Raw genomic sequence first — 21,504 nt, forward strand, 5'->3', positions numbered from 1 at the left:
AGGGGCGCGTGGTGTTGAATTCTGTCGCGGCGTTTGCCGGGTTTCGTCTGGGGCTGGGGTTGATCCTGGCGATCGGTGCGCAAAATGCGTTTGTGTTGCGCCAAGGGCTGCGGCGCGAGCATGTCTTTGCGGTGGCGGGGTTTTGTGCGCTGTCGGATGCGTTGCTGATTGCCCTTGGGGTCTCGGGGGTCGCGGTGATGACGCGGATTGCCCCCTGGGTGGTTGAGGCGCTGCGCTGGGGCGGGGTCGCCTTTCTGCTGTGGTATGGCTGGCGCGCGGCGCGTGCCGCCTGGCGCGGGGGCGAGGCCCTGCAGGCCGGTCAGGGTAGCACGGTGTCGCTGGGCCGGGTGCTGGCGACGGTCGCGGCACTGACCTGGGCCAATCCGCATGTCTGGCTCGATACCGTGGTTCTGCTTGGTGCGGTGTCCGCGCAGTTTCCGGGGCAGGGGCTCAGCTTCGGGCTCGGGGCGGGGATCGCGTCCTTCGTGTTCTTCTTCTCGCTGGCCTATGGCGCACGGCTGCTGGCGCCGCTGTTTGCCAAACCGCGCGCCTGGCAGGTGCTGGATGCGCTGGTTGCGCTGATTATGGTCTCGGTGGCGGCGCGGCTGGCGTTCGGCGGGCTGTAACCCATACAATCAGCCGCTTGCAGCGGCGGCGGGCTTGCGTTCATCTGGGCGGATGAACGCCCCCTCTCAAGACCGGCCCGTTCTGGGCGTATTGTGGATGCTGGCGACGGGGCTGAGCTTCGTCGTCGTGAACGGCATCGTGCGCTATCTGGGCACCGCGCTGCCCGCGCCGCAATCGGCCTTCATCCGCTTTGCCTGGGGGCTGTTGTTCCTGCTGCCTGCGCTGCGTCCGGTCCTGCGGTCAGGCTTCGGGCCGCGTGTCTGGGGCCTGTTCGCGTTGCGCGGGGGGCTGCATACGCTGGCCGTGATCCTGTGGTTCTTCGCGATGGCGCGCATTCCGATCGCCGAGGTGACGGCGATCGGCTATCTCAATCCGATCATGGTGACGATCGGCGCGGCGCTGCTGTTTGGCGAGGGCTTCGCCTGGCGGCGGATGCTGGCGATCGGCGTGGCGCTGATCGGCGCGCTGATCGTGCTGCGCCCCGGCCTGCGCGAGATCACCCCGGGGCATTACGCCCAACTGGGCGCCGCGCTGGTCTTCGGCGCGTCTTATCTGGTGGCGAAACGGCTGACGCAACTGGCCCCCGCAGGTGTGGTCGTGGCCCTGATGGCGCTGACCGTCACCATCGGGCTTGCGCCCTTCGCCGCCGCCGTCTGGCAGCCGGTGACCCTGACGCAGGTGCTGTGGCTGGGGGGCGTGGCGGTGTTCGCGACCCTGGGGCATTACTGCATGATGCGCGCCTTCGCCTGTGCGCCGATGACGGTGACGCAGCCGGTCACTTTCCTGCAGCTGGTCTGGGCCACGCTTCTGGGCTGGCTGATGTTCGGCGAGGCGGTGGACCCTTGGGTTCTGGTCGGCGGTGGGCTGATCATCGGCGCGATCAGCTACATGACCTGGCGCGAATCCCGGATCAAACGTCGCACGACCACGCCGCCGGTGAACGCGACCAAGGGCTGACGTCGCGCGCCGGGCACCCGCAGGATGCCTCCGGCGGGAGTATTTGCGCCAGGAGAAATATCGGGCTTCTTCTTGGCTCAAATACTCACTGATCGCCGGTCATACCCTCGCGCGGGTTGATCAGCCGGGCGATGACGCCCTCGCGGGTGATGCGCCGACCATCGGACAGGGCCACGGCGGGGGTGCGGATCAACCGTTCCATCACCTCTTTCACCGGGGTGTCGATGGCCAGGGCGGGGCCTTCGGCCGGGCCGGTTTCGGCCAGATCCGCAGCGGTCAGCACGCCCAGCGGGTTCATATGCGCCACGAAATCCGCGACATAGTCATCTGCCGGGTTGGCGATGATGTCGCGCGCGGTGCCCAGTTGCACGATCCGCCCGCCTTCCATCAGCGCGATGCGGTTGCCCAGCTTGAAGGCCTCGTCCAGATCGTGGCTGACGAAGATGATCGTGCGTTTCAGCGTCGATTGCAGCTCCAGCAATTCATCCTGCAGCTTGGCCCGGATCAGCGGGTCGAGGGCCGAGAACGGCTCGTCCATCAGCAGGATCGGCGCCTCGGTGGCGAAGGCGCGGGCCAGACCGACACGTTGCTGCATGCCGCCCGACAGTTCGCTGACCTTGTGATCGGCCCAGTCGGCCAGCCCCACCATCTCCAGCTGCGCGTCGACACGCGCGCGGCGTTCGGCGCGGGTCATCCCGCCCAGTTCCAGCCCCAGGCCCACATTTTCGCGCACCGACCGCCAGGGCAGCAGGCCGAATTGCTGGAACACCATCGCCACGCGGCTCAGCCGGATGCGGCGCAGCGTGGCCGGGTCGGCGTGGGTCACGTCGACCAGCGCGTTGCCGTCGCAGACCTGCACCGCGCCCCGCACGACGGGGTTGAGCCCGTTCACCGCCCGCAGAAGCGTCGATTTGCCAGACCCCGACAGCCCCATCAGCACCAAAATCTCGCCCTCGGCCACACTGAGCGAACAATCATGCACGCCCAGAACCTGGCCGGTGGTGTCCTGAATCTCGGACCGGGTCAGCCCCCGATCCATCAGCGGCAGGGCGCGTTCGGGGTGATCGCCAAAGACGATGGAAACATTGTCGAACCGCACCGCGATGCCCGCGGTTTCCTTCGGATCGGTGATGCGGGTCATTTCGGCCCCCCCATGCGCAGCATGCGGTCAAGCAGGATCGCCACGACAACGATGATGAAGCCCGATTCAAAGCCAAGGGCGGTGTTGACGGAATTGAGCGCGCGCACCACCGGCACGCCAAGCCCGTTGGCGCCCACCAGCGCCGCTATCACCACCATCGACAGCGACAGCATGATCGTCTGGTTCAGCCCGGCCATGATCTGCGGGGTCGCATAGGGCAGCTCGACCTTCCACAGAACCTGATTGGGGGTGGCGCCAAAGGCGCGTGCCGCCTCCAGCAGCGGCTGCGGGGTCGAGACCACGCCCAGATGCGTCAGCCGGATCGGTGCGGGCAGCACGAAGATCACCGTGGCGATCAGGCCCGGCACCATGCCGATGCCGAAAAACACGATCGCGGGGATGAGGTAGACGAAGGTCGGAAGGGTTTGCATCAGATCGAGAATGGGCTGCAACACGGCATGCAACCGCGGCCGGTGGGCGGTGGCGATGCCGATCGGAACGCCCAGGGCCATGCAGACGACACAGGCCGACAACACCAGCGTCAGGCTTTCGGTCGTGGCCTTCCAATAGCCCTGGTTGAGGATGAACAGGAAGCCCGCAGTCACCAGCAGCGCGGTTTTCCAGCTGCGTTGCAGCGCGTAGGTCAGCGCCACGAAAACCCCCACGATCACCAGCGGATGCGGCGTCTGCAGCACCCACAGAATGGCGTCGATCAGCGCCTGCATCAGTGCCGAGAGCGCATCGAAAAAGCCCGATGCGTTGTCCTTGAGCCAGTCGAAAACGATCTTCGCCGTTTTTCCGACAGGAATTTTATTGGCGGTCAGCCAATCCATCGCCTGTTCTCCCTCGGGCGAAAGGGCCCCCTCCTGTGGGAAGGGGCCGATTGGGTCAGTTCAGCGCAGCGGTGACCGCGGCCAGTGCATCGCCGCCATCCTTGGTGGTCACGCCGTCCAGCCAGGGGGCCAGCACCTCGGGGTGGGCGGCCAGCCAGGTTTTCGCCGCGTCCATCGGATCGGTCCCGTCGTTCAGGATCGCGCCCATGATCTCGTTTTCCAGCTGCAGCGAGAATTCAAGGTTTTCCAGGAACTTGCCGGTGTTCGGGCATTCCGCGACATAGCCTGCGCGCACGTTGGTCGCGACCTCGGCGCCGCCGAAATCCGGGCCGAACCAGTCGTCGCCACCCGCCAGATAGGTCATCTTGAAATTGGCGTTCATCGGATGCGGTTCCCAGCCCAGGAAAACGATCGGCTCACCTGCCTTGTCCGCGCGTTCGACCTGCGCCAGCATCCCCTGTTCCGAGCTTTCGACAACATCGAAGCCCTGCAGTTCGAACGCATTTCCGGTGATCATGTCGAGGATCAGGCGGTTGCCGTCATTGCCCGGTTCGATGCCATAGATCTTGCCGTCGAGTTCGGCCTTGTGGGCCGCGATGTCGGCGAAATCCTTGATCCCCAGTTCGGCGCCCTTGGCATTGGTGGCCAGCGTGTATTTCGCGCCGGTCAGGTTGACGCGCACGGTTTCGACGGTTCCTGCCTCGCGATAGGGTGCAATGTCGCCCTCCATCGTCGGCATCCAGTTGCCCAGGAACACATCGACATCGCCACCACCAAGCGCGGCATAGGTCACCGGTACCGACAACACCTTCACGTCGGTTTCATAGCCCAGTGCCTGCAGCACGGTCGAGGCGACGGCGGTGGTGGCGGTGATGTCGGTCCAGCCGACATCCGAAAAAATCACCTTGTCGCAGCCCGCGGCCTGCGCGGTTCCGGCCAGCGTCAGCGATGCTGCGCCCGCAAGAAGAAGGGAACGAAGGGTCATAGGTCTCTCCCAGTTGGTTGCCCATAGTTTGGTCACAGGCTTTTTGTTGATTGACGAGTCAATAAACTTGCCTGTAGCTCCGTTTGGCAAGGACTTTTTACGAGAAGGTCACAAAACCGATGCCGAAGCTTGGTGCAGAGCCTATTCGACGGGCCGCCTTGGTGAAAGCCACGATTGAGACAGTGGGCGAGGCCGGATCGCTTGAGGTGACGGTCGCGCAGATCGCGCGGCGCGCGGGCATGTCCTCGGCGCTGGCGCATCATTACTTCGGCTCGAAAGAGCAGATCTTCCTGGCGGCGATGCGGTCGATCCTGTCGCTCTACGGGGCCGAGGTGCGCGGAGCGCTGGCCACGGCGCGCGACCCGAAGACCCGGTTGCACGCCGTGGTGTTGGGGTCGTTCGCCGCAGGAAGTTTCCGGCGTGAGGTGATTTCGGCCTGGCTGAATTTCTATGTGCTGGCGCAGACCAACGCGCAGGCCCGGCGGTTGCTGCATATCTATCAGCGGCGGTTGAAGTCGAATCTGATGGTCGCGCTGCGCCCGCTGGTGGGCGTGCGGGCACCCGCCGTGGCGCGCGGGCTCGGGGCGCTGATCGACGGGGTCTATATTCGGGCCGCGCTGGCTGAAGGGGCGCCGGATCGCGCCTATGCGACCGAAATCGTTATGGAATATCTGGACCGAGAGCTGGAGGAAACCCGATGAACGCGCAACCGAAAGCAAGCCACTTCGTCAATGGCGACTGGCTGGAAGACACCGCTGGCGATCCGATCGAGGTGACCTATCCGGGCACCGGCGCGGTGATCGCACGGCTGCATGCCGCCACCCCCGCGGTGCTGGAGGCGGCCCTGTCGGGGGCTGAACAGGCGCAACGCGCCTGGGCCCGGCTGAAGCCTGTCGAACGGGCGCGCGTGCTGCGTCGGGCGGCCGATCTGATCCGCGACCGCGGGGCAGAGCTGGCGCGTCTGGAAACGCTGGATACCGGCAAGCCGATCCAGGAGACCGAGGTTGCCGACTGGCCCTCGGGGGCGGATGCACTGGAATATTTTGCCGGGCTCGCGCCCACGGTGACCGGCGAGACGATCCCGCTGGGCGGCGATTTCGCCTATACGATTCGGGAACCGCTGGGCGTCTGCGTTGGCATCGGTGCCTGGAATTACCCCAGTCAGATTGCCTGCTGGAAGGCGGCGCCTGCGCTGGCGATGGGCAATGCGATGGTGTTCAAACCGTCCGAGGTCACGCCTCTGGGCGCGCTGCAACTGGCCCAGATCTTCATCGAAGCCGGAATGCCGCCCGGCGTTTTCAACGTGGTTCAGGGATTTGGCGCGGTCGGCGCGGCGCTGGCGACCGATTCGCGCGTGGCCAAGGTCTCATTAACCGGATCGGTGCCGACGGGGGCCAGGGTCTATGCCGCGGCGGCGGCGGGGATGAAGCATGTGACGATGGAACTGGGCGGTAAATCGCCCTTGATCGTGTTCGATGACGCCGATCTGGACAGCGCGGTGGGCGCCGCGATGCTGGGGAATTTCTATTCCTCGGGGCAGATCTGTTCGAATGGAACGCGGGTGTTCGTGCAGGCGGGCATCAAGGCGGCGTTTCTGGAGCGGCTGGCGGCGCGAACTGCGGCGATCCTCGCGGGCGACCCGCTCGACCCCGAGACGCAATTCGGCCCGCTGGTCAGCGCCGCGCAGCGCGACAAGGTGCTGGCCTATATCGAAGGCGCCAAACGTGAAGGGGCGCGTCTGGTCTGCGGCGGGTCTGCGGGCAACGAGGGGCCGCTTTTCGTGCAGCCGACCGTGTTTGCCGAGGTCACCGACCAGATGACCCTGGCGCGCGAGGAAGTCTTTGGTCCGGTTATGGCGGTCCTTGATTTCGAGACCGAGGAAGAGGTGATCGCCCGCGCGAATGCCACGCAATTCGGGCTGGCGGCTGGGGTGTTTACCGCCGATCTGGCGCGCGGGCACCGGGTGATCGGCCAGCTGCAGGCAGGCACCTGCTGGATCAACGCCTATAACCTGACCCCGGTCGAGATGCCCTTCGGGGCGGTCAAGGCCTCGGGGCTGGGGCGCGAGAATTCGAAGGCCGCGATCAAACACTATACCCAGGTGAAGACGGTCTATGTCGGCATGGGCCCGGTCGAAAGCCCCTATTGAACGCGTCGGGGGCTGTCTGCCCCCCGGACCCCCGAGGATATTTGTGCCAAGATGAAAGCGGAAGCAATGGACGCGGATTATGTGATCGTTGGGGCGGGTTCTGGCGGGTCGGCTCTGGCGTATCGCTTGGCAGAGGCCGGGCGCAAAGTTGCACTTATCGAACATGGCGGCAGCGATTTTGGCCCGTTCATCCAGATGCCAGCTGCACTTTCCTATCCTATGAACATGGGGATCTATGACTGGGGGTTCGGCACCGAGCCCGAGCCGGCCCTGGGCGGGCGCCGCCTTGTGACGCCGCGCGGCAAGGTGATCGGCGGGTCTTCCAGCATCAATGGCATGGTCTATGTGCGCGGTCATGCGCGCGATTTCGACCATTGGGCCGCAGCAGGGGCGGCGGGCTGGTCCTATGCCGACGTGTTGCCCTATTTCAAGCGGATGGAGCACTGGCATGGGCAGGCCGATGGCGGCGATGCCACCTGGCGGGGGGACAGCGGGCCTTTGCATGTGACCCGCGGACCGCGCAAGAATCCGCTGTTCGGCGCCTTTATCGAGGCCGGGCGGCAGGCTGGTTATCCGGTGACCGAGGATTACAACGGCCGCCAGCAAGAGGGCTTTGGCCCGATGGAGGCCACGATCTGGAAGGGACGGCGCTGGTCAGCGGCGAATGCCTATCTGCGCCCCGCGCTGAAGGGCGGAAATCTGAGGATCATCAAGGGCTTCGCGCGCAAGGTTCAGATCGAGGGCGGGCGCGCGGTGGGCGTTGAAATCGCGCGCGGCGGGCAGATTTCGGTGATCCGCGCGCGGGCCGAGGTGGTGCTGACGGCGAGTTCGATCAACACGCCCAAGCTGTTGATGCTGTCAGGCATCGGGCCTGCCGCGCATCTGGCCGAACACGGGATTGCCGTGCTGGCCGACCGTCCGGGGGTGGGGGCGAACCTGCAGGACCACCTTGAAATCTATATGCAATTTGCCGCGCAGGAACCGATCACCCTGTTCCGACACTGGAACCTTTGGGGCAAGGCACTGATCGGGGCACAATGGCTGTTCAGCAAGCGGGGATTGGGCGCATCGAACCAGTTCGAGGCCTGCGGGTTCATCCGCTCGGACAGGGGGATCGAGTATCCCGACATCCAGTATCACTTCCTGCCGATTGCAGTGCGCTACGATGGCAAGGCCGCCGCCGAGGGGCACGGGTTTCAGGTGCATACCGGCCCGATGCGCTCGAAATCGCGCGGGACGGTCACGCTGCGCTCTGCAAACCCCGATGACAAGCCACTGATCCGGTTCAATTATATGAGCGACCCGGACGATTGGGCAGAGTTCCGCAAATGCATCCGCCTGACGCGCGAGATTTTCGCGCAACCGGCGATGGCGGGGCATGTGCACCACGAAATCCAGCCCGGCGCCGGGGTGCAAAGCGATGAAGACATCGACGCCTTCATCCGCGACCACGCCGAAAGCGCCTATCACCCCTGTGGCACCGCGCGTATGGGGCAGGCGGATGACCCGATGGCGGTGGTCGACCCAGAAGGCCGGGTGATCGGCGTTGACGGGCTGCGGGTGGCGGACAGTTCGATCTTTCCGCGCATCACCAATGGCAATCTGAATGCGCCCTCGATCATGGTGGGCGAAAAGATCGCCGATCACATTCTGGGGCGAAGCCTGCCGCCAGAGCAGGCGGAGGCCTGGATCAATCCCGATTGGGCCGTGGCGCAACGGTAAGGTTACCCACAGGATCTTGGTTGCAAATCCCTGCAGACCCGCCATATCTGGGGCATGTTCAGGATTTGTTCATTTATGCTGCTCTTGGCGCTGCCGGTGTCTGCCGAGGTGGTCACCGGCCCGGCGCGGGTGATCGACGGCGATACGCTGGAAATCGGTGCAACGCGGGTGCGCCTGTTCGGCATTGATGCGCCGGAGCGCGCGCAAGATTGCCAAGACGCGGCGGGGCGGCGTTGGGCCTGCGGGGCCGCCGCCCGCGTGCGGTTGACAGAACTGACCCGGGCGCAGGTGCGTTGCACCGGGCGCGATACTGATCGTTATGGCCGAATGGTCGGAACCTGCGCGGTGGAGGGCAGCGATCTGGCGGCGGTTCTGGTGGCCGAGGGGCTGGCCTTCGCCTACCGGAAATACTCGGCAGATTATGTCGGATTGGAGGATCGGGCGCGACAGGCCCGGCGCGGTGTCTGGGCGGGGCAGGCCGAGCGTCCGGCAGACTTTCGCGCCGCAGGGCACATGGACCAATCCCCGCGCGGTGCCTGTGCGATCAAGGGCAACATTTCCGCCAAGGGGCGGCTTTATCACATGCCGGGCGCACGCAGCTATCGGGCGACGCAGATCAATGCCGCGAAGGGAGAGCGTTGGTTCTGCACCGAAGCCGAGGCTCGCGCGGCAGGGTGGCGAAAGGCAGGCACATGATCGCGGTTTGACACGGGTCAAAGTGCCGCGCAGTTTGCCGACGTAGGTTGAAATCGAACAGAGCAGGAAAGGGAGAGACTCATGTCGAATACGCCGCACACGCTGCAGGAAGAATTCCCGCAGGACATCGCGAAACTTCATGATCTGAAGGTTTCGAATGCGCATTTCGCACGTCTTCTGGAGGAATATGACGCGGTCAACGATCAGGTTCACCGGGCCGAGACCTATCTTGAGCCGATGAACAGCACGGCCGAGACCGAGTTGCGCAAGAAACGTGCCGCGATCAAGGATGAGATCGCGCGCATGATGATGGCTGTCTGAGAAATATCAGAAACGCCGCGAAAGCCCCGGAAATCCGGGGCTTTTTTGTTTCAGGCGATGTCATAGGGCAGCAGCCCGCGACGATCTGGGTTGATGCTGAGGCGCCGTTCCAGCGGTGGCACCGATCGCTGATGGCAGTCCTTGCGCTCGCAGATCCGGCAGGAAATGCCGATCGGCTGATAGGCGCGCGGATTGCTCAGTTCCATGTCGTCGGCATAGACCAGCCCGCGGGCATGGCTGACCTCGCAGCCCAGGCAGATCGCATAGCGGCGCACCGGGGCGGTGAACGATCCGCCCGGTTTCGACACGTCGCGCGCCAGGCAAAGATAGCGCACCCCATCGGGCGTTTCGGCCAGTTGTCGCAGAAATTTCGTTGGTGTTTCAAAGGCCTGATGGACATTCCATAGCGGGCAGGCGCCGCCGAAACGGGCGAATTGCAACCGTGTGGCGGAATGGCGTTTGGTGATCGTGCCGGCCTGATCGACGCGCACGAAGAAGAAGGGAATCCCCTTGGCGCCCGGCCGTTGCAGGGTCGACAGCCGGTGTGCGACCTGTTCGAACGAGGCGCCGAAACTATCCGCCAGACGCTCCAGATCGTGGCGTGTCTCTTGTGCGGCTTCCAGAAAGGTGCGGTAGGGCATCAGCGCGGCGCCAGCGAAGTAGTTGGCCAGGCCGATCTTGGCAATGGCGCGCGCGGTGTCGGATTGAAAGCGCGCAAGGTCCAGCGTGGCCTCCAGCAATTCGTTCTGCGTAATCAATGCAACCTGATGCAGCAGTTGGAACGCCTGCGTGGCGCGGCCGACATGGGCCGACAGGCTGATCGTGTTGCCGTCGCGTTGGCGCAATGGGGAAATGTTCGAAAACTGAACTTCGATGCCGCGGGCATTGAGGGCCTCGGTTGCCCTTTGTATCGGGTCCAAACGCTTGCCATCCGGGCAAGAAAAGCGTTCGGCCGCGCGATCGACCGCGTCGATGTAATTGTCGCAATAGTGAAAGAAGTCGCGCACCTCTTCCCAAGGCGAAACCACTGTTTGGCCGGCCTCTCGCCCGAGGGCTTCGTCGAGTGAGGCGAGCCGTTCATGGGCCTGACGATAGGCACGATGCAGTTCCAGAAACGACCGCGCCAGCGCGGGGGCGTTCGAGGCCGCAAGCCGCAGATCGGCCAGCGGCGGGGCGCCATCGGCAAACACGGGATCGGCAAGGGCCTCGCGCATGTCGCTGACCAGACGTTCGGCATCGCCCGCAGACAATTCGGTCACATCCAGGCCAAACTCGCCCGCCAGCGCCAGTACCACGGCCGCCGACACCGGGCGGTGATTGTTCTCCATCTGGTTCAGATAGGGCAGCGACACGCCGAGGCGGTCGGCAAACAGCTTTTGCGTCAGCCCGAGGCGTGCCCGGGTTTCCCGCAGCTTGACGCCTGCATAGAGTTTCTGAGTTGCCATGGCGCCCTCCCTTTGCAAAGTTATTTCTAGCTTTGCAAAGGTATTGCGTCAAATGTTGCTTGAGGGCGCCGGCCTGGCCGCACCCGCGCAAGGATCACTGCTGCGCTTGCCGCAATAAGGGCGCCCGATAAGTCATCACTTCGTTCCCCCAAAGCCAGTAAGCAGCATGAAGGCACCTAGGGTCCTGCATGGCGCGCAGGCTTGCTCTGGCCCGAGAGACGCGGGCTCAGAGTTTCGAAAGCACCGCGGTCAGATCGCCATAACCGGTGAGGCGCCGCTCGTAGGCAAGATCCAGTCGCGCGGCGGCCTCGCGGGCTTTGGCGTCGAGCGCGGGATCGTCGGTCTGAGCCAGATAGACCAGCTTTTCGTAATTGCCGAACATGGTCTGCACCAGTTCGGGATAGCGGTCGAACCCCATCGGGCGCCAGACGAAGGCATCGAACTGACGAACCAGAAAATCGGTCAGGTAGAAGGCGGTGATTTCGCTGTCGGCATGGGCGGCGAAGGCGTCGTTGCCTTCAAAAAACGAATAGCAATGTGGGCCCGGGACCATTTCGACGCCCAGTTCCTTGCACTTTTCGAACAACTGGCCGCCCGTGCCGCAATCGGCATAGACAACAAATATATCCGCATAATCGGCGCGGTGCTTGCGCACGGCAGCCTCGACAGCCGGGGTTATCTTTTCAGGATGAAGATGCAGATTGGCGGGCAGACAGGTCAGATCCAGATGATCCCACCCATTGGCAGCCTTGAGTGCCAGGATTTCTCGTGCCAATGCGCCACAGGCAATGAGCAACACTTTTCCCTTGCCCGCAGGGGCGAGGCCCTGATCGCTCAACTGCGCGTCCGAGATCATTCGACGCGCGCCATCAGCCGCACCAACCCCGCCGCCAATACCGCGCACAGCGCCACTGCGGCCAAAGGCACGCCCGCGGATGCGGCCAGCCAAAGCGTCACCCCGCCAGCAAGGATGACGGCGCAGATCAGGATCAGAAAATGGGTCAGGGGCATCGTTTCCTCCGTCTGCCCTCAATATGGGGCGCGGGGGCGCAAAGGAAAAGGCCCCGAAGCGTGCTTCGGGGCCTTTTTGCCATCACAAACGCGGGCTTAGGCGCTCATCTGGTTGTGTCGGCGCGACAGCATCTGCTTGGCCGTTTCCACGGCCACAGCGGCATCGCGGCAATAGGCGTCGGCGCCGATGGCCTTGCCGAACTCTTCGTTCAGCGGGGCGCCACCGACCAGCACCAGATATTTGTCGCGCAGGCCTTTTTCCTTCAGCGTGTCGATCACGACCTTCATGTAGGGCATCGTGGTGGTCAGCAGCGCCGACATGCCGATGATATCGGCGCCTTCACGCTCGGCGGTATCCAGATAGTTCTCGACCGGGTTGTTGATGCCCAGATCGACGATCTCGAAGCCTGCACCTTCCATCATCATCGCGACAAGGTTCTTGCCGATGTCGTGGATGTCACCCTTGACGGTGCCGATCACCATCTTGCCCATCCGCGGCGCACCGGTTTCGGCCAGCAGCGGTTTCAGGATGGCCATGCCGCCCTTCATCGCATTGGCCGCCAGCAGCACCTCGGGCACGAACAGGATACCGTCGCGGAAGTCGTTGCCGACCACCGTCATCCCCGCGACCAGCGCCTTGGTCAGGATGTCATAGGGCGTCCAGTTGCGGTCAAGCAGGATGCCGACCGCTTCCTCGATCTCTTCTTTCATGCCGTCGTAAAGATCGTCATGCATCTGGAGCACCAGCTCCTCGTCATCCAGTTCCGAGAGGATGATATCGTCTTCATCGGCCATAGCGCGGTCTCCTGATGGCGGTCTTGATACTGTGATGCGGGCAAAGCCCCCGGGATACTTGGCAATTTGCGACATGCGCCGTTCTGTCCCCGACCTGAGGCCGATGGGGCAGGCGTGCAATGCGGCGAATCTCTTGGCAAATGTTCCCAATTTGTTCTAAATCTGGAGCATGAGCCTCTTGCCCCTTGATCTGCCGCCCAGCGACCCGCGCCAGCGCCTGAAAGCGCGGGGCGCGGCGCATAATCCCGTGGGGCGGTTCGAACCCTATGCCCGGCTGGTCGAGCCCGACGGCTGGGACATTCCCGAAGAGGAACAGCTTTTGCGTACCGAGGTCAGCATTGAGCGGCCGCGCAGTGTAATCACCCGCAACAGCAGCCCCGATGTGCCCTTCGACCGGTCGATCAACGCCTATCGCGGCTGCGAACATGGCTGCATCTATTGCTTCGCGCGGCCCTCGCACGGCTATCTGGGCCTGTCGGCGGGGCTCGATTTCGAAACCCGGCTGGTCGCCCGCCCCGAAGCGCCCGAGGTGCTGGAACGCGAACTGGCGCGGCCCGGCTATGCGGTGGCGCCGATCGCGATGGGGACCAATACCGATCCCTATCAGCCGCTGGAGGCGAAGATGGGCATCACCCGGCGCCTGTTGCAGGTGCTGAGCGCGCATAACCACCCGGTCACATTGGTCACCCGGGGCGCGGGTGTGCTGCGCGATCTGGATCTGCTGGCGGATCTGGCTGCGCGAAACCTGGTTCACGTCGGTGTCAGCGTGACCACGCTTGACGATGATCTGGCCCGCAAGATGGAGCCGCGGGCGCCCGCCCCGGCCACACGCATCCGCATGATCCGGGAACTCGCCCGTGCAGGTGTGCCGGTGCGGGTGATGGCCGCGCCGATGATCCCCGGCCTCACCGATCACGCGCTCGAGGCGATCCTGACCGAGGCCCGCAGGGCCGGTGCCCGGGCGGCAGGCATGCTGGTTTTGCGCCTGCCGCACGAGGTCGCGCCGCTGTTCGCCGATTGGCTGGAACGCCATTTTCCCGCCCGGGCCGAGCGCGTGCTGGGCGCCATCGCCGCGCTGCGGGGCGGCAAGCTCAACGATCCGCGCTTCAAGACCCGGATGACCGGCGAAGGCGTCGAGGCCGATCTGCTGGCACAGCGTTACGCCGTCGCCTGCCGCCGCCTGGGGTTTCAGCGCAGCCTTGGTCCGCTCGACTGCACGGGGTTTGCCGTGCCGCCCCGTGTGGGGGATCAGTTGGAGCTGTTCTGAGAAAACCGGCATTCTGTGCCTCTGGCGGGTTGGGTATGAGTATTTGGGCCAAGAAGAAATCAGCTGTCTTCTTCTTGGCATAAATACTTGAACTTCCGAAGCCGGGTTAGCCGCGACGGCGGCCGCGGCGTTCGCGGGTGGGGGCGCCGTCGTCATCGCCGGTGCCATCCGAGGCCGAGGAGAACGGGCCGAGCTTGGCCGAAATCTCTTCGAGCGTGGGACGCGGCCCGCGCGGGCGGGTTTCAAGCGCCGCGCGCATCGCCTTGAGGTGCACGGGCATGGTGCCGCAGCAGCCGCCGATGATCGTGGCGCCCGCGTCGCGCGCGAGGCAGGCGTAATCGCCCATCAGCTCGGGCGTGCCGTCGTAATGGATGTGGCCGTCGTGGTATTTCGGAATGCCCGCATTGCCCTTGGCGATGATCGGACGTTCCGTCCCCGCGGCGACGAAGCCCAGGATGGTGCGCATCAGATCCGACGCGCCGACCCCGCAATTGGCGCCGAAGGCCAGCGGCGGATTGGGCAGTTTCTCGACCAGGGCGGCCAGCTGGGCCGAGGTCACGCCCATCATCGTGCGCCCGGCGGTGTCGAAGCTCATCGTGCCACACCAGTCCATGCCGGCCAGACGCGCCGCCTCGGCCGCGGCCTTGAATTCCTCGGGCGCCGAGATCGTCTCGACCCAGAGCACATCGGCGCCGCCCTCTTTCAGGCCTTCGGCCTGTTCGTGGAACATTTCCACGGCAAGCTCATGGGTCAGCGTGCCCATCGGCGCGAAGATGTCGCCGGTCGGCCCGATCGAGCCGCAGACCGCCACCGGGCGCCCGGCGGCATCGGCCACCTCGCGGCCGATTTCGGCGGCCAGGCGGTTGAGTTCGCGCACCCGGTTCTGCGCATTGTGCAGTTTGAGCCGGCTGGCATTGCCGCCGAAGGTATTGGTCAGGAACAGGTCCGAGCCCGCATTCACGGCACCGGCGTACAGTGCTTTGATCTTGTCGGGATGATCGGCGTTCCACAGTTCGGGCGGCTCCCCCGAGCTGAGGCCCATGTTGAACAGGTTGGTGCCGGTCGCACCATCGGCCAGAAGCCAGTCGCGGGACTGCAGGAGGCGCTGGAGCGCGTTGGTCATGGGGCGGGGCCTTTCCAAGATGCATCTTGCCGCGGCACAGACTGGGGCCGGGCGATTGCCCCCCTCCTGCCACGGCTGTGCCGTTTTGGCAAATTCGTTCTGTTCAAGAAGATGTTGAGCCCGCTGCATGTGGCGGTGCATCGCCGTTGCCGGGCAGCGGAGGGGGGCGGCGGATCGTGCGGGCGATGTCGGCGGCGGCCAGCGTCAGGGCCGCGCGACTGGGGGCCGCGATATAAAGCGGCACCAGCCGGGGCGCGAAACCCATCTTGAACTGACGCAGTCCGGCGCAGCCTGCGCCTGTCTCGGCCCGGCGCCAAATCAGCGCCGCGGGCCCGTCGATATGATCGGCGTCGGGGGGCAGGGCGGCAAGTGAGAACTGCCGCGCCCCGCAGGTTCGCGCCAGATCCAGGGCGGTGGCGATCAGTGCCTGCATCGTGCCGTCTGGGGCGTCGGCGCCGGGGCGCATCAGATCCAGCGCCCACTCCTGTGCGTTGGCATGGAAGCTGGCGAAGCCCACCAGACGGCCATTCAGATGCGCCAAGATCACCTCTTGGCGGGCCAGATAGTCGGGGGCGAAACGGCCCATGGAAAAGCCCCGCTCTCCGCCGCGGGATGCAGCCCAGTCGGCGGCGATCCGCGCCATCGCTGCCAACGGCAGGGGCTGGCGCGCGGGGGTGCAGACAAGCCCGGCCCTGGCGGCCTTGCGCAGCTTGCGGCGCAGGCCTGCCCGGGCGGGGATGCCCGGATCGAAGCGTTGCGGGTCGAGGCGGCAGTCCATTGCCACCGGGGCGACCGTCCAGCCTGCGCGCCGCGCGGCCACCGCGGTGCGCGCGCCGATCTTGTAGAGGCAGGCAATGCGCCCCTCGGCGCGGGCGGCGCTGCGCAAGTCGGGCAGCAAGGCGGCGGTGCGGGTCGGGCCGAACGGGTCGATCAGGCCGACCAGCGCCTGAGTCGTGCGCCCGATCATCCATCCCGCACGGTGATCGGGGCAAAGCAATACGCCATGTTCCCCCTGATGCAGGAGGCCCAGCTCGGCCTGCGGTGCGGCGGCGATCAGCGCGGCGGCGCGGGCGCTGAGCGGGGTGGCCGGGGCCTCGAGACACTCTTGCAAGCGCATCTCTGCACCGCGCCGCGCAAAGATCAGGGCGAACATCGCCAGAATGGCCGGGGCGCCGTAATAGGCCGCACGCCACGCCAGCACCGCCCCCAGCAGCGGCGCCGATTGCACGTCGGGCAGCAGCAGCACCAGCATCAGTTCGAACGGGCCGACGCCGCCGGGCGTGCCCGAGACGAAACCCGCCCCGAGCGCGATCAGGAAGGCGGGGTAGAGGGCGGCAAAGGTTATGCCGCTGGCCTCGGGCATCAGGGCCCAGAGCGCGAGCGCCGCGCAGACGGTATCGGCGGCGGCCAGCCACAGGATGCGCCCCATCGCCGGGAGGGAGGGCAGGCGCCAGGACCAGCGGCCGATGCGCCCCCCCGGCCACCACAGCGACAGCGCGATCAAGGCGCCCCCGCCGAACAGAACCATCGCCGCCAGCCCCTGCACCGCGATCTGCGGCAGGCCCTTTGACAGGGAAACCGGTGCGACCAGCATCACTGTAGCGCTTAGCATCGCCCAGGCGGCAAGGAAGCTGGCCGCGACGGCGGCGGTCAGGCGGCTGGCGTCGCGCAGGCTGCTGCCAGGCAGCATCCGCCAGCGCACCAGCGCGCCGGACACCAAGCCGAAACCGACGGTTTGCGAAATCGCGATTGCAACCCAACCCGCACGCCGCGCCTGCGATGGCGTCTGACGGGTGGCCAGAACCCGGTGCATCAGCGCGTCATATTGCGCCAAGGCGGCAAACGACGCGAAGGTGGCCAATGCGGCGACAGACCATTGCAGCGCGCTGACGGCCCCGACGGCCGCCCAGATGGCCACGGGATCCAGGGCGGACCACCGGTCGTGCAGCACCAGCGCAAAGCCCGCCAGCAGCGCCAGCCCCAACGCCTGCCGCCAGAGCGCACGCGGCCAGTCGGGAACCCCGAACGGTGCGCCCTGTGCGACCTGCGATTGCGCGCACTCTCCGGTCAGGGCCGCATCCGTTGCGCCCTGTGCCATGTGGTGTTCCGACATCCGTGTTTCCTCCCCGAACCCGAATGGGAGTGTGGCGCGAAGCGGTTCACATAGGCTTAACGGAAGGCCGGTGTCGGCGGAGGAGTGGGATCGGGGTAAACAAAACCCCGCTGCGCGAAGCACAACAGGGTCGGGCCCCAGGGGGCCGGAAAATCAGGCGGCAGCCCGGGAGGGGCCGCCGAAAGAGTGGCTCAGCTTTCGGCCAGCTGACGCTTGGCTTCGGCCAGGCACTCGGCCATTTTCGCACGGATCGTGGCTTCGTCGCTCTTGCCTTCCAGATCGACGATCAGCTTGCGTGCGACATCTTCGGCGCCGGCCTCCTCGAAATCGGCGACGATCAGATCCTTGGCATAGGCATCGGCTTCCGGGCCCGTCTTGCCCAGCAGACCAGCGGCCCATTGCGCCAACAGTTTGTTGCAGCGAGCCTCGGCCTTGAACTGCAGTGTCGCGTCATGGGCGAATTTGCTTTCGAAGGCGTGCTCGCGCTCGTCAAACGTGGTCATACTCCGGTCCCCCCCTCAAAGGTTGCTCTTATTCTTTCATATGGCCGAGCGCGCGCCGCGCCGCAAGCCCGCTTTCACGAAGTTTTAACTGGACAGCGCTTTGCCCTATGTCTTGCGGGGCGCGCGGCCTTGGCCTATAGGGGCGAAAAGGGCCACGCGCCCGCCCTCCGCCTGCCGCTGCAGATTGCCGCAGCTGCGGGCCGCATCGAACGGAGCAGCCATGGCACCCCGGCGCAAGAAAATCTACGAAGGCAAGGCGAAGATTCTGTATGAAGGCCCGGAACCGGGCACTTTGGTGCAGTATTTCAAGGATGACGCCACCGCCTTCAACGCGCAGAAGAAAGCCACGATCGAGGGCAAGGGCGTGCTGAACAACCGGCTGTCCGAGTTTTTCATGACCGGGCTGACCAATATCGGCGTGCCGAACCACTTCATCCGCCGCATCAACATGCGCGAGCAGCTGATCCGCCAGGTCGAGATCGTGCCGCTGGAAGTCATCGTGCGCAATTTCGCCGCAGGCTCGATCGCCAAGCGTCTGGGCCTGGAAGAGGGCACCGCGCTGCCGCGTCCGATCGTGGAATACAGCTACAAGAATGATGCGCTCGGCGATCCGCTGGTCCCCGAGGAATACATCATCGCCTTTGGCTGGGCCAATCAGCAGGATCTGGACGACATCGTGGCGCTGGCGCTGCGGGTCAACGATTTCCTGTCGGGCATCTTCTATGGCGTCGGCATCAAGCTGATCGACTTCAAGATCGAGATCGGCCGGATCTGGGATGGCGATTTCATGCGCCTGATCGTGGCCGACGAAATCAGTCCCGACAGTTGCCGCCTGTGGGATGTGAAGACCGGTCAGAAGCTGGACAAGGACGTGTTCCGCCGCGATCTGGGCAGCCTGACCGACGCCTATACCGAAGTGGCGCGGCGTCTGGGCGTTCTGCCCACCAACACCACCACCATCAAGCCCACGCTGATCAACTGAAGGAGCCCGCGATGAAAGCCCGCGTTCATGTCATGCTGAAAGACGGCGTTCTGGACCCGCAGGGTGAGGCGGTGCGCCATGCGCTCGGCCATCTGGGGTTCGGCGGCGTCGAGGCCGTGCGGCAAGGCAAGGTGATCGAGCTGGACCTGGCGGCGGCCGACAAGGCTGCTGCCGAGGCCGAAGTGCGCCAGATGTGCGAAAAGCTGCTCGCCAATACGGTGATCGAGAAATACACGATCGAGATCGCCTGAGGGTGCGCCCGGGGGCGCCGCCCCCGGACCCCCGGGATATTTGAGCCAGAAAGAAAGCAGGAGCCCCCGCGATGAAAGCCGCCGTCATCACCTTCCCCGGATCGAACTGTGACCGCGATCTGGCCGTGGCTTTTGAAAAGGCCGGGGCCGAGGTGGTGCGGGTCTGGCACAAGGAAACCGCGCTGCCTGCGGGGGTCGATGTGATCGGCGTTCCGGGTGGGTTTTCCTATGGCGATTATCTGCGCTGCGGCGCGATTGCCTCGCGTTCGCCCATCGGGCAGGCCGTGGCGGATTTCGCGGGCCGGGGCGGCTATGTCATCGGGATCTGCAACGGTTTTCAGGTGCTGACCGAGATGGGCCTGCTGCCGGGCGCGCTGATGCGCAATGCCGGGCTGAAGTTCGTCTGCAAGCCGCAGGCGCTGCGCGTGGCGACGGCTGACAGCGTGTTCACCAGCGCCTATGCCAAGGGCGATGAGGTGGTCTTCCCGATCGCCCATCACGACGGCAATTTCACCATCGACGCCGAGGGCCTGGCCCGGCTGGAAGGCGAAGACCGTGTGGCGTTCCGCTATGTCGACAACCCGAACGGGTCGATGGCCGATATCGCCGGCGTGCTGAGCGCGAACCGCCGGGTGCTGGGCATGATGCCCCACCCCGAGCGGGCGATCGAGGCCGCGCAGGGCGGCGCCGACGGGGCGGCGCTTTTCCGCGCGTTGACCGGGGTCATGGCGCAGGCCTGAGCAACGCGGCTTGTTGCGCCGGGGCGCATGACTTAAATTCACGCCATGGTCGTGACCCCGCGCATCCCTGATCTTCTGAGCCCGCCCGAGCCGAAACGCCGGGGGGGCTGGGTTGCCCGCCTTGCGGTGGGCGGCATTCTGGCGCTGGCCGTCGCGGTGATCTGGGTCACCAATGCCTGGCTGACCGACCGCTTTGCCGAGACCACCCGGGTGCGGACCGAGCTGCGTCTGGCGCTTTACACCGGTAATATTATCAGCGAGTTGCAGCGCACCAGTGTCGTGCCGCTGTTGCTGGCGCGCGATCCGGCACTGACCAGCGCGCTGGAATCGGGCGATTTCTCGAAGACCTCGGCCACGCTGATTTCCGCGCGCGAGGATATTGCGGCGGCCTCGATCCGGCTGCTTGACCTGAGCGGGCGCACAGTGGCCTCTACCAACCGGAACCTGATCGGCACCTCTTATGCGACCGCGCCCTTCTTCGTCGAGGCGCAGCGCTCGCGCGAGACGATCTTCACCGCAACCACGCGCGAAACCGGGGGGACCGGGTTCAACTATTCCCGGGCGCTGGTTTCCGAGGGCAAGGTGGTGGGTGTGATCGTCGTCGAGGCCGAGCTGGCGAAATTCGAACGCTCTTGGGCGGGGATTTCGGATGCGGTGGCGGTGACCGACAGCGAGGGCCACATCATCCTGACGACCGAGCCGAAGTGGCGCGGGCTGACGATGGCCGAGGCGCTGAGCGCACGTTCCGCGCCGACCGCGATCCAGCGCGCGCTGCAGGCGACGGCCGACTGGGCCAACGATCCGCCCGATGCCTATCTGCGGGGCATGGCGGTGATGCGCACCGAAACCCGGATTCCGTTCCGGGGCTGGCGGATGGTGGCGTTCACCAGCTACGATTCGGTGCGCGAGCGGGTGAATGCCGTGCTGGCGATGGAAATCATGGGCTTTGCCATCGTGCTGGCGGCGGCGTTCTATCTGCTGTCGCGCCGGGCGCGGGTGCAATCGGCGGCCTATCGGCGCGAATCGGTTGAATTGCGGGCGCTGAACGCGCGGCTGTCGCGCGAGATCGCCGAACGTGAGCGGGTGCAGAAGGATCTGGCGGTGGCCGAACAGACCTTGGCGCAGTCGTCCAAGCTGGCGGCCCTCGGCGAGATGTCGGCCGCGGTCAGCCACGAGCTGAACCAGCCCTTGGCCGCGATGAAGACCTATCTGGCGGGGGCGCGGTTGCTGTTGCAGCGCGCGCGCACCGAAGAGGCGCTGTCCTCGTTCCAGCGCATCGACGATCTGATCGAGCGGATGGGGGCGATTACCCGGCAGCTGAAATCCTATGCCCGCAAGGGCGGCGAGGCGTTCGAGCCTGTCGATCTGCGCGCCGCGATCAGTTCCGCCCTGGCGATGATGGAGCCGCAATTGCGTGCCCGCACGGTGCATATCTCGCGCGTTCTGGCGCGTGGCCCGGTGATGGTGATGGCCGACCGTATCCGGCTGGAGCAGGTCATCATCAACCTGCTGCGCAATGCGCTGGACGCGACGAAGACCGTGGCCGATCCGCAGATCGAGATATTGCTGACGGCGGGCGAGACGGCGGTGCTGAGCCTGCGTGACAATGGTCCGGGCATCACCGATCTGGACAAGTTGTTCGAGCCGTTCTGGACCACCAAGAAACCGGGTGAAGGCACCGGGCTCGGGCTGGCCATTTCGTCCTCGATCGTGAGCGATTTTGGCGGTCGGCTGACCGCCTATAATGCCGAAGGCAGCGGGGCCGTGTTCGAAATGCAGCTTCCCCTGATTTCGGAAAAGGACAAGACGGCCGGGAAACCCGGCGTAAGAGCAGCGGAGTAGA

At 65.3% G+C, this 21,504-nt stretch carries 22 protein-coding genes; 12 read left to right on the forward strand and 10 right to left on the reverse strand.

Features of this window, described 5'->3' with window-relative positions:
- The first annotated feature begins 8 nt into the window (after window positions 1-8).
- Window positions 9-626, forward strand: coding sequence for a LysE/ArgO family amino acid transporter (locus P2G62_RS09460; protein WP_275734635.1), 618 nt, complete (start codon window positions 9-11; stop codon window positions 624-626).
- 52 nt (window positions 627-678) lie between these two features.
- Window positions 679-1,584, forward strand: a complete 906-nt coding sequence (locus P2G62_RS09465; protein ID WP_275734636.1) for a DMT family transporter — start codon at window positions 679-681, stop codon at window positions 1,582-1,584.
- Window positions 1,585-1,669: 85 nt separating this feature from the next.
- On the opposite strand, the gene choV is transcribed toward P2G62_RS09465, so the two are convergent.
- Genes choV through P2G62_RS09480 form a run of 3 tightly spaced genes read right to left on the reverse strand, consistent with a single transcriptional unit; the run spans window position 1,670 to window position 4,543 of the window.
- On the reverse strand, window positions 1,670-2,725 hold the full coding sequence (gene choV, locus P2G62_RS09470; protein WP_275734637.1) for a choline ABC transporter ATP-binding protein: 1,056 nt from the start codon (window positions 2,723-2,725) through the stop codon (window positions 1,670-1,672).
- Complete coding sequence (gene choW, locus P2G62_RS09475; protein WP_275734638.1) at window positions 2,722-3,558, reverse strand: choline ABC transporter permease subunit; 837 nt, start codon at window positions 3,556-3,558, stop codon at window positions 2,722-2,724. The genes choV and choW overlap by 4 nt, the downstream gene beginning before the upstream one ends.
- A 55-nt stretch (window positions 3,559-3,613) precedes the next feature.
- A complete protein-coding gene (locus P2G62_RS09480) occupies window positions 3,614-4,543 on the reverse strand; it encodes a choline ABC transporter substrate-binding protein (RefSeq protein WP_275734639.1) in 930 nt (309 codons plus the stop codon).
- A 119-nt stretch (window positions 4,544-4,662) separates the two neighbouring features.
- On the opposite strand from P2G62_RS09480, the gene betI reads away from it, so the two are divergent.
- The 5 genes from betI to P2G62_RS09505 all read left to right on the forward strand — a co-directional run bounded on the left by betI (window position 4,663) and on the right by P2G62_RS09505 (window position 9,431).
- Window positions 4,663-5,244 (forward strand): transcriptional regulator BetI, encoded by a 582-nt coding sequence (betI, locus tag P2G62_RS09485; RefSeq protein ID WP_275734640.1) that lies wholly within the window; start codon window positions 4,663-4,665, stop codon window positions 5,242-5,244.
- On the forward strand, window positions 5,241-6,692 hold the full coding sequence (gene betB / locus P2G62_RS09490) for a betaine-aldehyde dehydrogenase (protein WP_275734641.1): 1,452 nt from the start codon (window positions 5,241-5,243) through the stop codon (window positions 6,690-6,692). The genes betI and betB overlap by 4 nt, the downstream gene beginning before the upstream one ends.
- A gap of 66 nt (window positions 6,693-6,758) precedes the next feature.
- The gene (gene betA, locus P2G62_RS09495; protein ID WP_275734676.1) at window positions 6,759-8,414 is read left to right on the forward strand and encodes a choline dehydrogenase; all 1,656 of its coding nucleotides are present in this window, start codon (window positions 6,759-6,761) and stop codon (window positions 8,412-8,414) included.
- A 75-nt stretch (window positions 8,415-8,489) separates the two neighbouring features.
- Window positions 8,490-9,110 carry a thermonuclease family protein gene (locus tag P2G62_RS09500; RefSeq protein ID WP_275734642.1) on the forward strand — a complete coding sequence of 207 codons (621 nt, stop codon included), beginning with the start codon at window positions 8,490-8,492 and terminating at the stop codon, window positions 9,108-9,110.
- Between the two features lie 81 nt (window positions 9,111-9,191).
- Window positions 9,192-9,431, forward strand: a complete 240-nt coding sequence (locus P2G62_RS09505) for a DUF465 domain-containing protein (RefSeq protein WP_275734643.1) — start codon at window positions 9,192-9,194, stop codon at window positions 9,429-9,431.
- 50 nt (window positions 9,432-9,481) lie between these two features.
- On the opposite strand, the gene P2G62_RS09510 is transcribed toward P2G62_RS09505, so the two are convergent.
- The 4 genes from P2G62_RS09510 to P2G62_RS09525 form a co-directional block, all read right to left on the reverse strand.
- Window positions 9,482-10,876: an XRE family transcriptional regulator gene (locus P2G62_RS09510; protein ID WP_275734644.1), complete on the reverse strand. Its 1,395-nt coding sequence runs from the start codon at window positions 10,874-10,876 to the stop codon at window positions 9,482-9,484.
- Between the two features lie 226 nt (window positions 10,877-11,102).
- Window positions 11,103-11,732 (reverse strand): DUF1638 domain-containing protein, encoded by a 630-nt coding sequence (locus tag P2G62_RS09515; protein ID WP_275734645.1) that lies wholly within the window; start codon window positions 11,730-11,732, stop codon window positions 11,103-11,105.
- Complete coding sequence (locus P2G62_RS09520) at window positions 11,729-11,887, reverse strand: hypothetical protein (protein ID WP_275734646.1); 159 nt, start codon at window positions 11,885-11,887, stop codon at window positions 11,729-11,731. The genes P2G62_RS09515 and P2G62_RS09520 overlap by 4 nt, the downstream gene beginning before the upstream one ends.
- 96 nt (window positions 11,888-11,983) lie before the next feature.
- Window positions 11,984-12,682 (reverse strand): B12-binding domain-containing protein, encoded by a 699-nt coding sequence (locus P2G62_RS09525; protein WP_275734647.1) that lies wholly within the window; start codon window positions 12,680-12,682, stop codon window positions 11,984-11,986.
- Window positions 12,683-12,851: 169 nt separating this feature from the next.
- On the opposite strand from P2G62_RS09525, the gene P2G62_RS09530 reads away from it, so the two are divergent.
- The gene (locus tag P2G62_RS09530; RefSeq protein ID WP_275734648.1) at window positions 12,852-13,949 is read left to right on the forward strand and encodes a PA0069 family radical SAM protein; all 1,098 of its coding nucleotides are present in this window, start codon (window positions 12,852-12,854) and stop codon (window positions 13,947-13,949) included.
- A gap of 106 nt (window positions 13,950-14,055) precedes the next feature.
- Here P2G62_RS09530 and bmt read toward each other — a convergent pair whose 3' ends face one another.
- The 3 genes from bmt to P2G62_RS09545 form a co-directional block, all read right to left on the reverse strand.
- Window positions 14,056-15,072 (reverse strand): betaine--homocysteine S-methyltransferase, encoded by a 1,017-nt coding sequence (bmt, locus tag P2G62_RS09535; protein WP_275734649.1) that lies wholly within the window; start codon window positions 15,070-15,072, stop codon window positions 14,056-14,058.
- A gap of 103 nt (window positions 15,073-15,175) precedes the next feature.
- Entirely contained in the window at window positions 15,176-17,185 is a 2,010-nt protein-coding gene (locus P2G62_RS09540) for a phosphatidylglycerol lysyltransferase domain-containing protein (protein WP_275734650.1), read from the reverse strand.
- Window positions 17,186-17,376: 191 nt separating this feature from the next.
- Window positions 17,377-17,688, reverse strand: a complete 312-nt coding sequence (locus P2G62_RS09545; protein WP_275734651.1) for a DUF1476 domain-containing protein — start codon at window positions 17,686-17,688, stop codon at window positions 17,377-17,379.
- 220 nt (window positions 17,689-17,908) lie between these two features.
- On the opposite strand from P2G62_RS09545, the gene purC reads away from it, so the two are divergent.
- From purC to P2G62_RS09565, 4 genes are all read left to right on the forward strand, one after another.
- On the forward strand, window positions 17,909-18,670 hold the full coding sequence (gene purC / locus P2G62_RS09550) for a phosphoribosylaminoimidazolesuccinocarboxamide synthase (RefSeq protein WP_275734652.1): 762 nt from the start codon (window positions 17,909-17,911) through the stop codon (window positions 18,668-18,670).
- An 11-nt stretch (window positions 18,671-18,681) separates the two neighbouring features.
- Window positions 18,682-18,921 (forward strand): phosphoribosylformylglycinamidine synthase subunit PurS, encoded by a 240-nt coding sequence (purS, locus tag P2G62_RS09555; RefSeq protein ID WP_275734653.1) that lies wholly within the window; start codon window positions 18,682-18,684, stop codon window positions 18,919-18,921.
- A 71-nt stretch (window positions 18,922-18,992) separates the two neighbouring features.
- A complete protein-coding gene (purQ, locus tag P2G62_RS09560) occupies window positions 18,993-19,661 on the forward strand; it encodes a phosphoribosylformylglycinamidine synthase subunit PurQ (RefSeq protein ID WP_275734654.1) in 669 nt (222 codons plus the stop codon).
- Between the two features lie 45 nt (window positions 19,662-19,706).
- Window positions 19,707-21,503, forward strand: a complete 1,797-nt coding sequence (locus P2G62_RS09565; RefSeq protein ID WP_275734655.1) for an ATP-binding protein — start codon at window positions 19,707-19,709, stop codon at window positions 21,501-21,503.
- The last annotated feature ends 1 nt before the right edge of the window (window position 21,504 follow it).

Source organism: Paenirhodobacter sp. CAU 1674, assembly GCF_029222945.1.
Taxonomy (GTDB): Bacteria; Pseudomonadota; Alphaproteobacteria; order Rhodobacterales; family Rhodobacteraceae; genus Rhodobacter.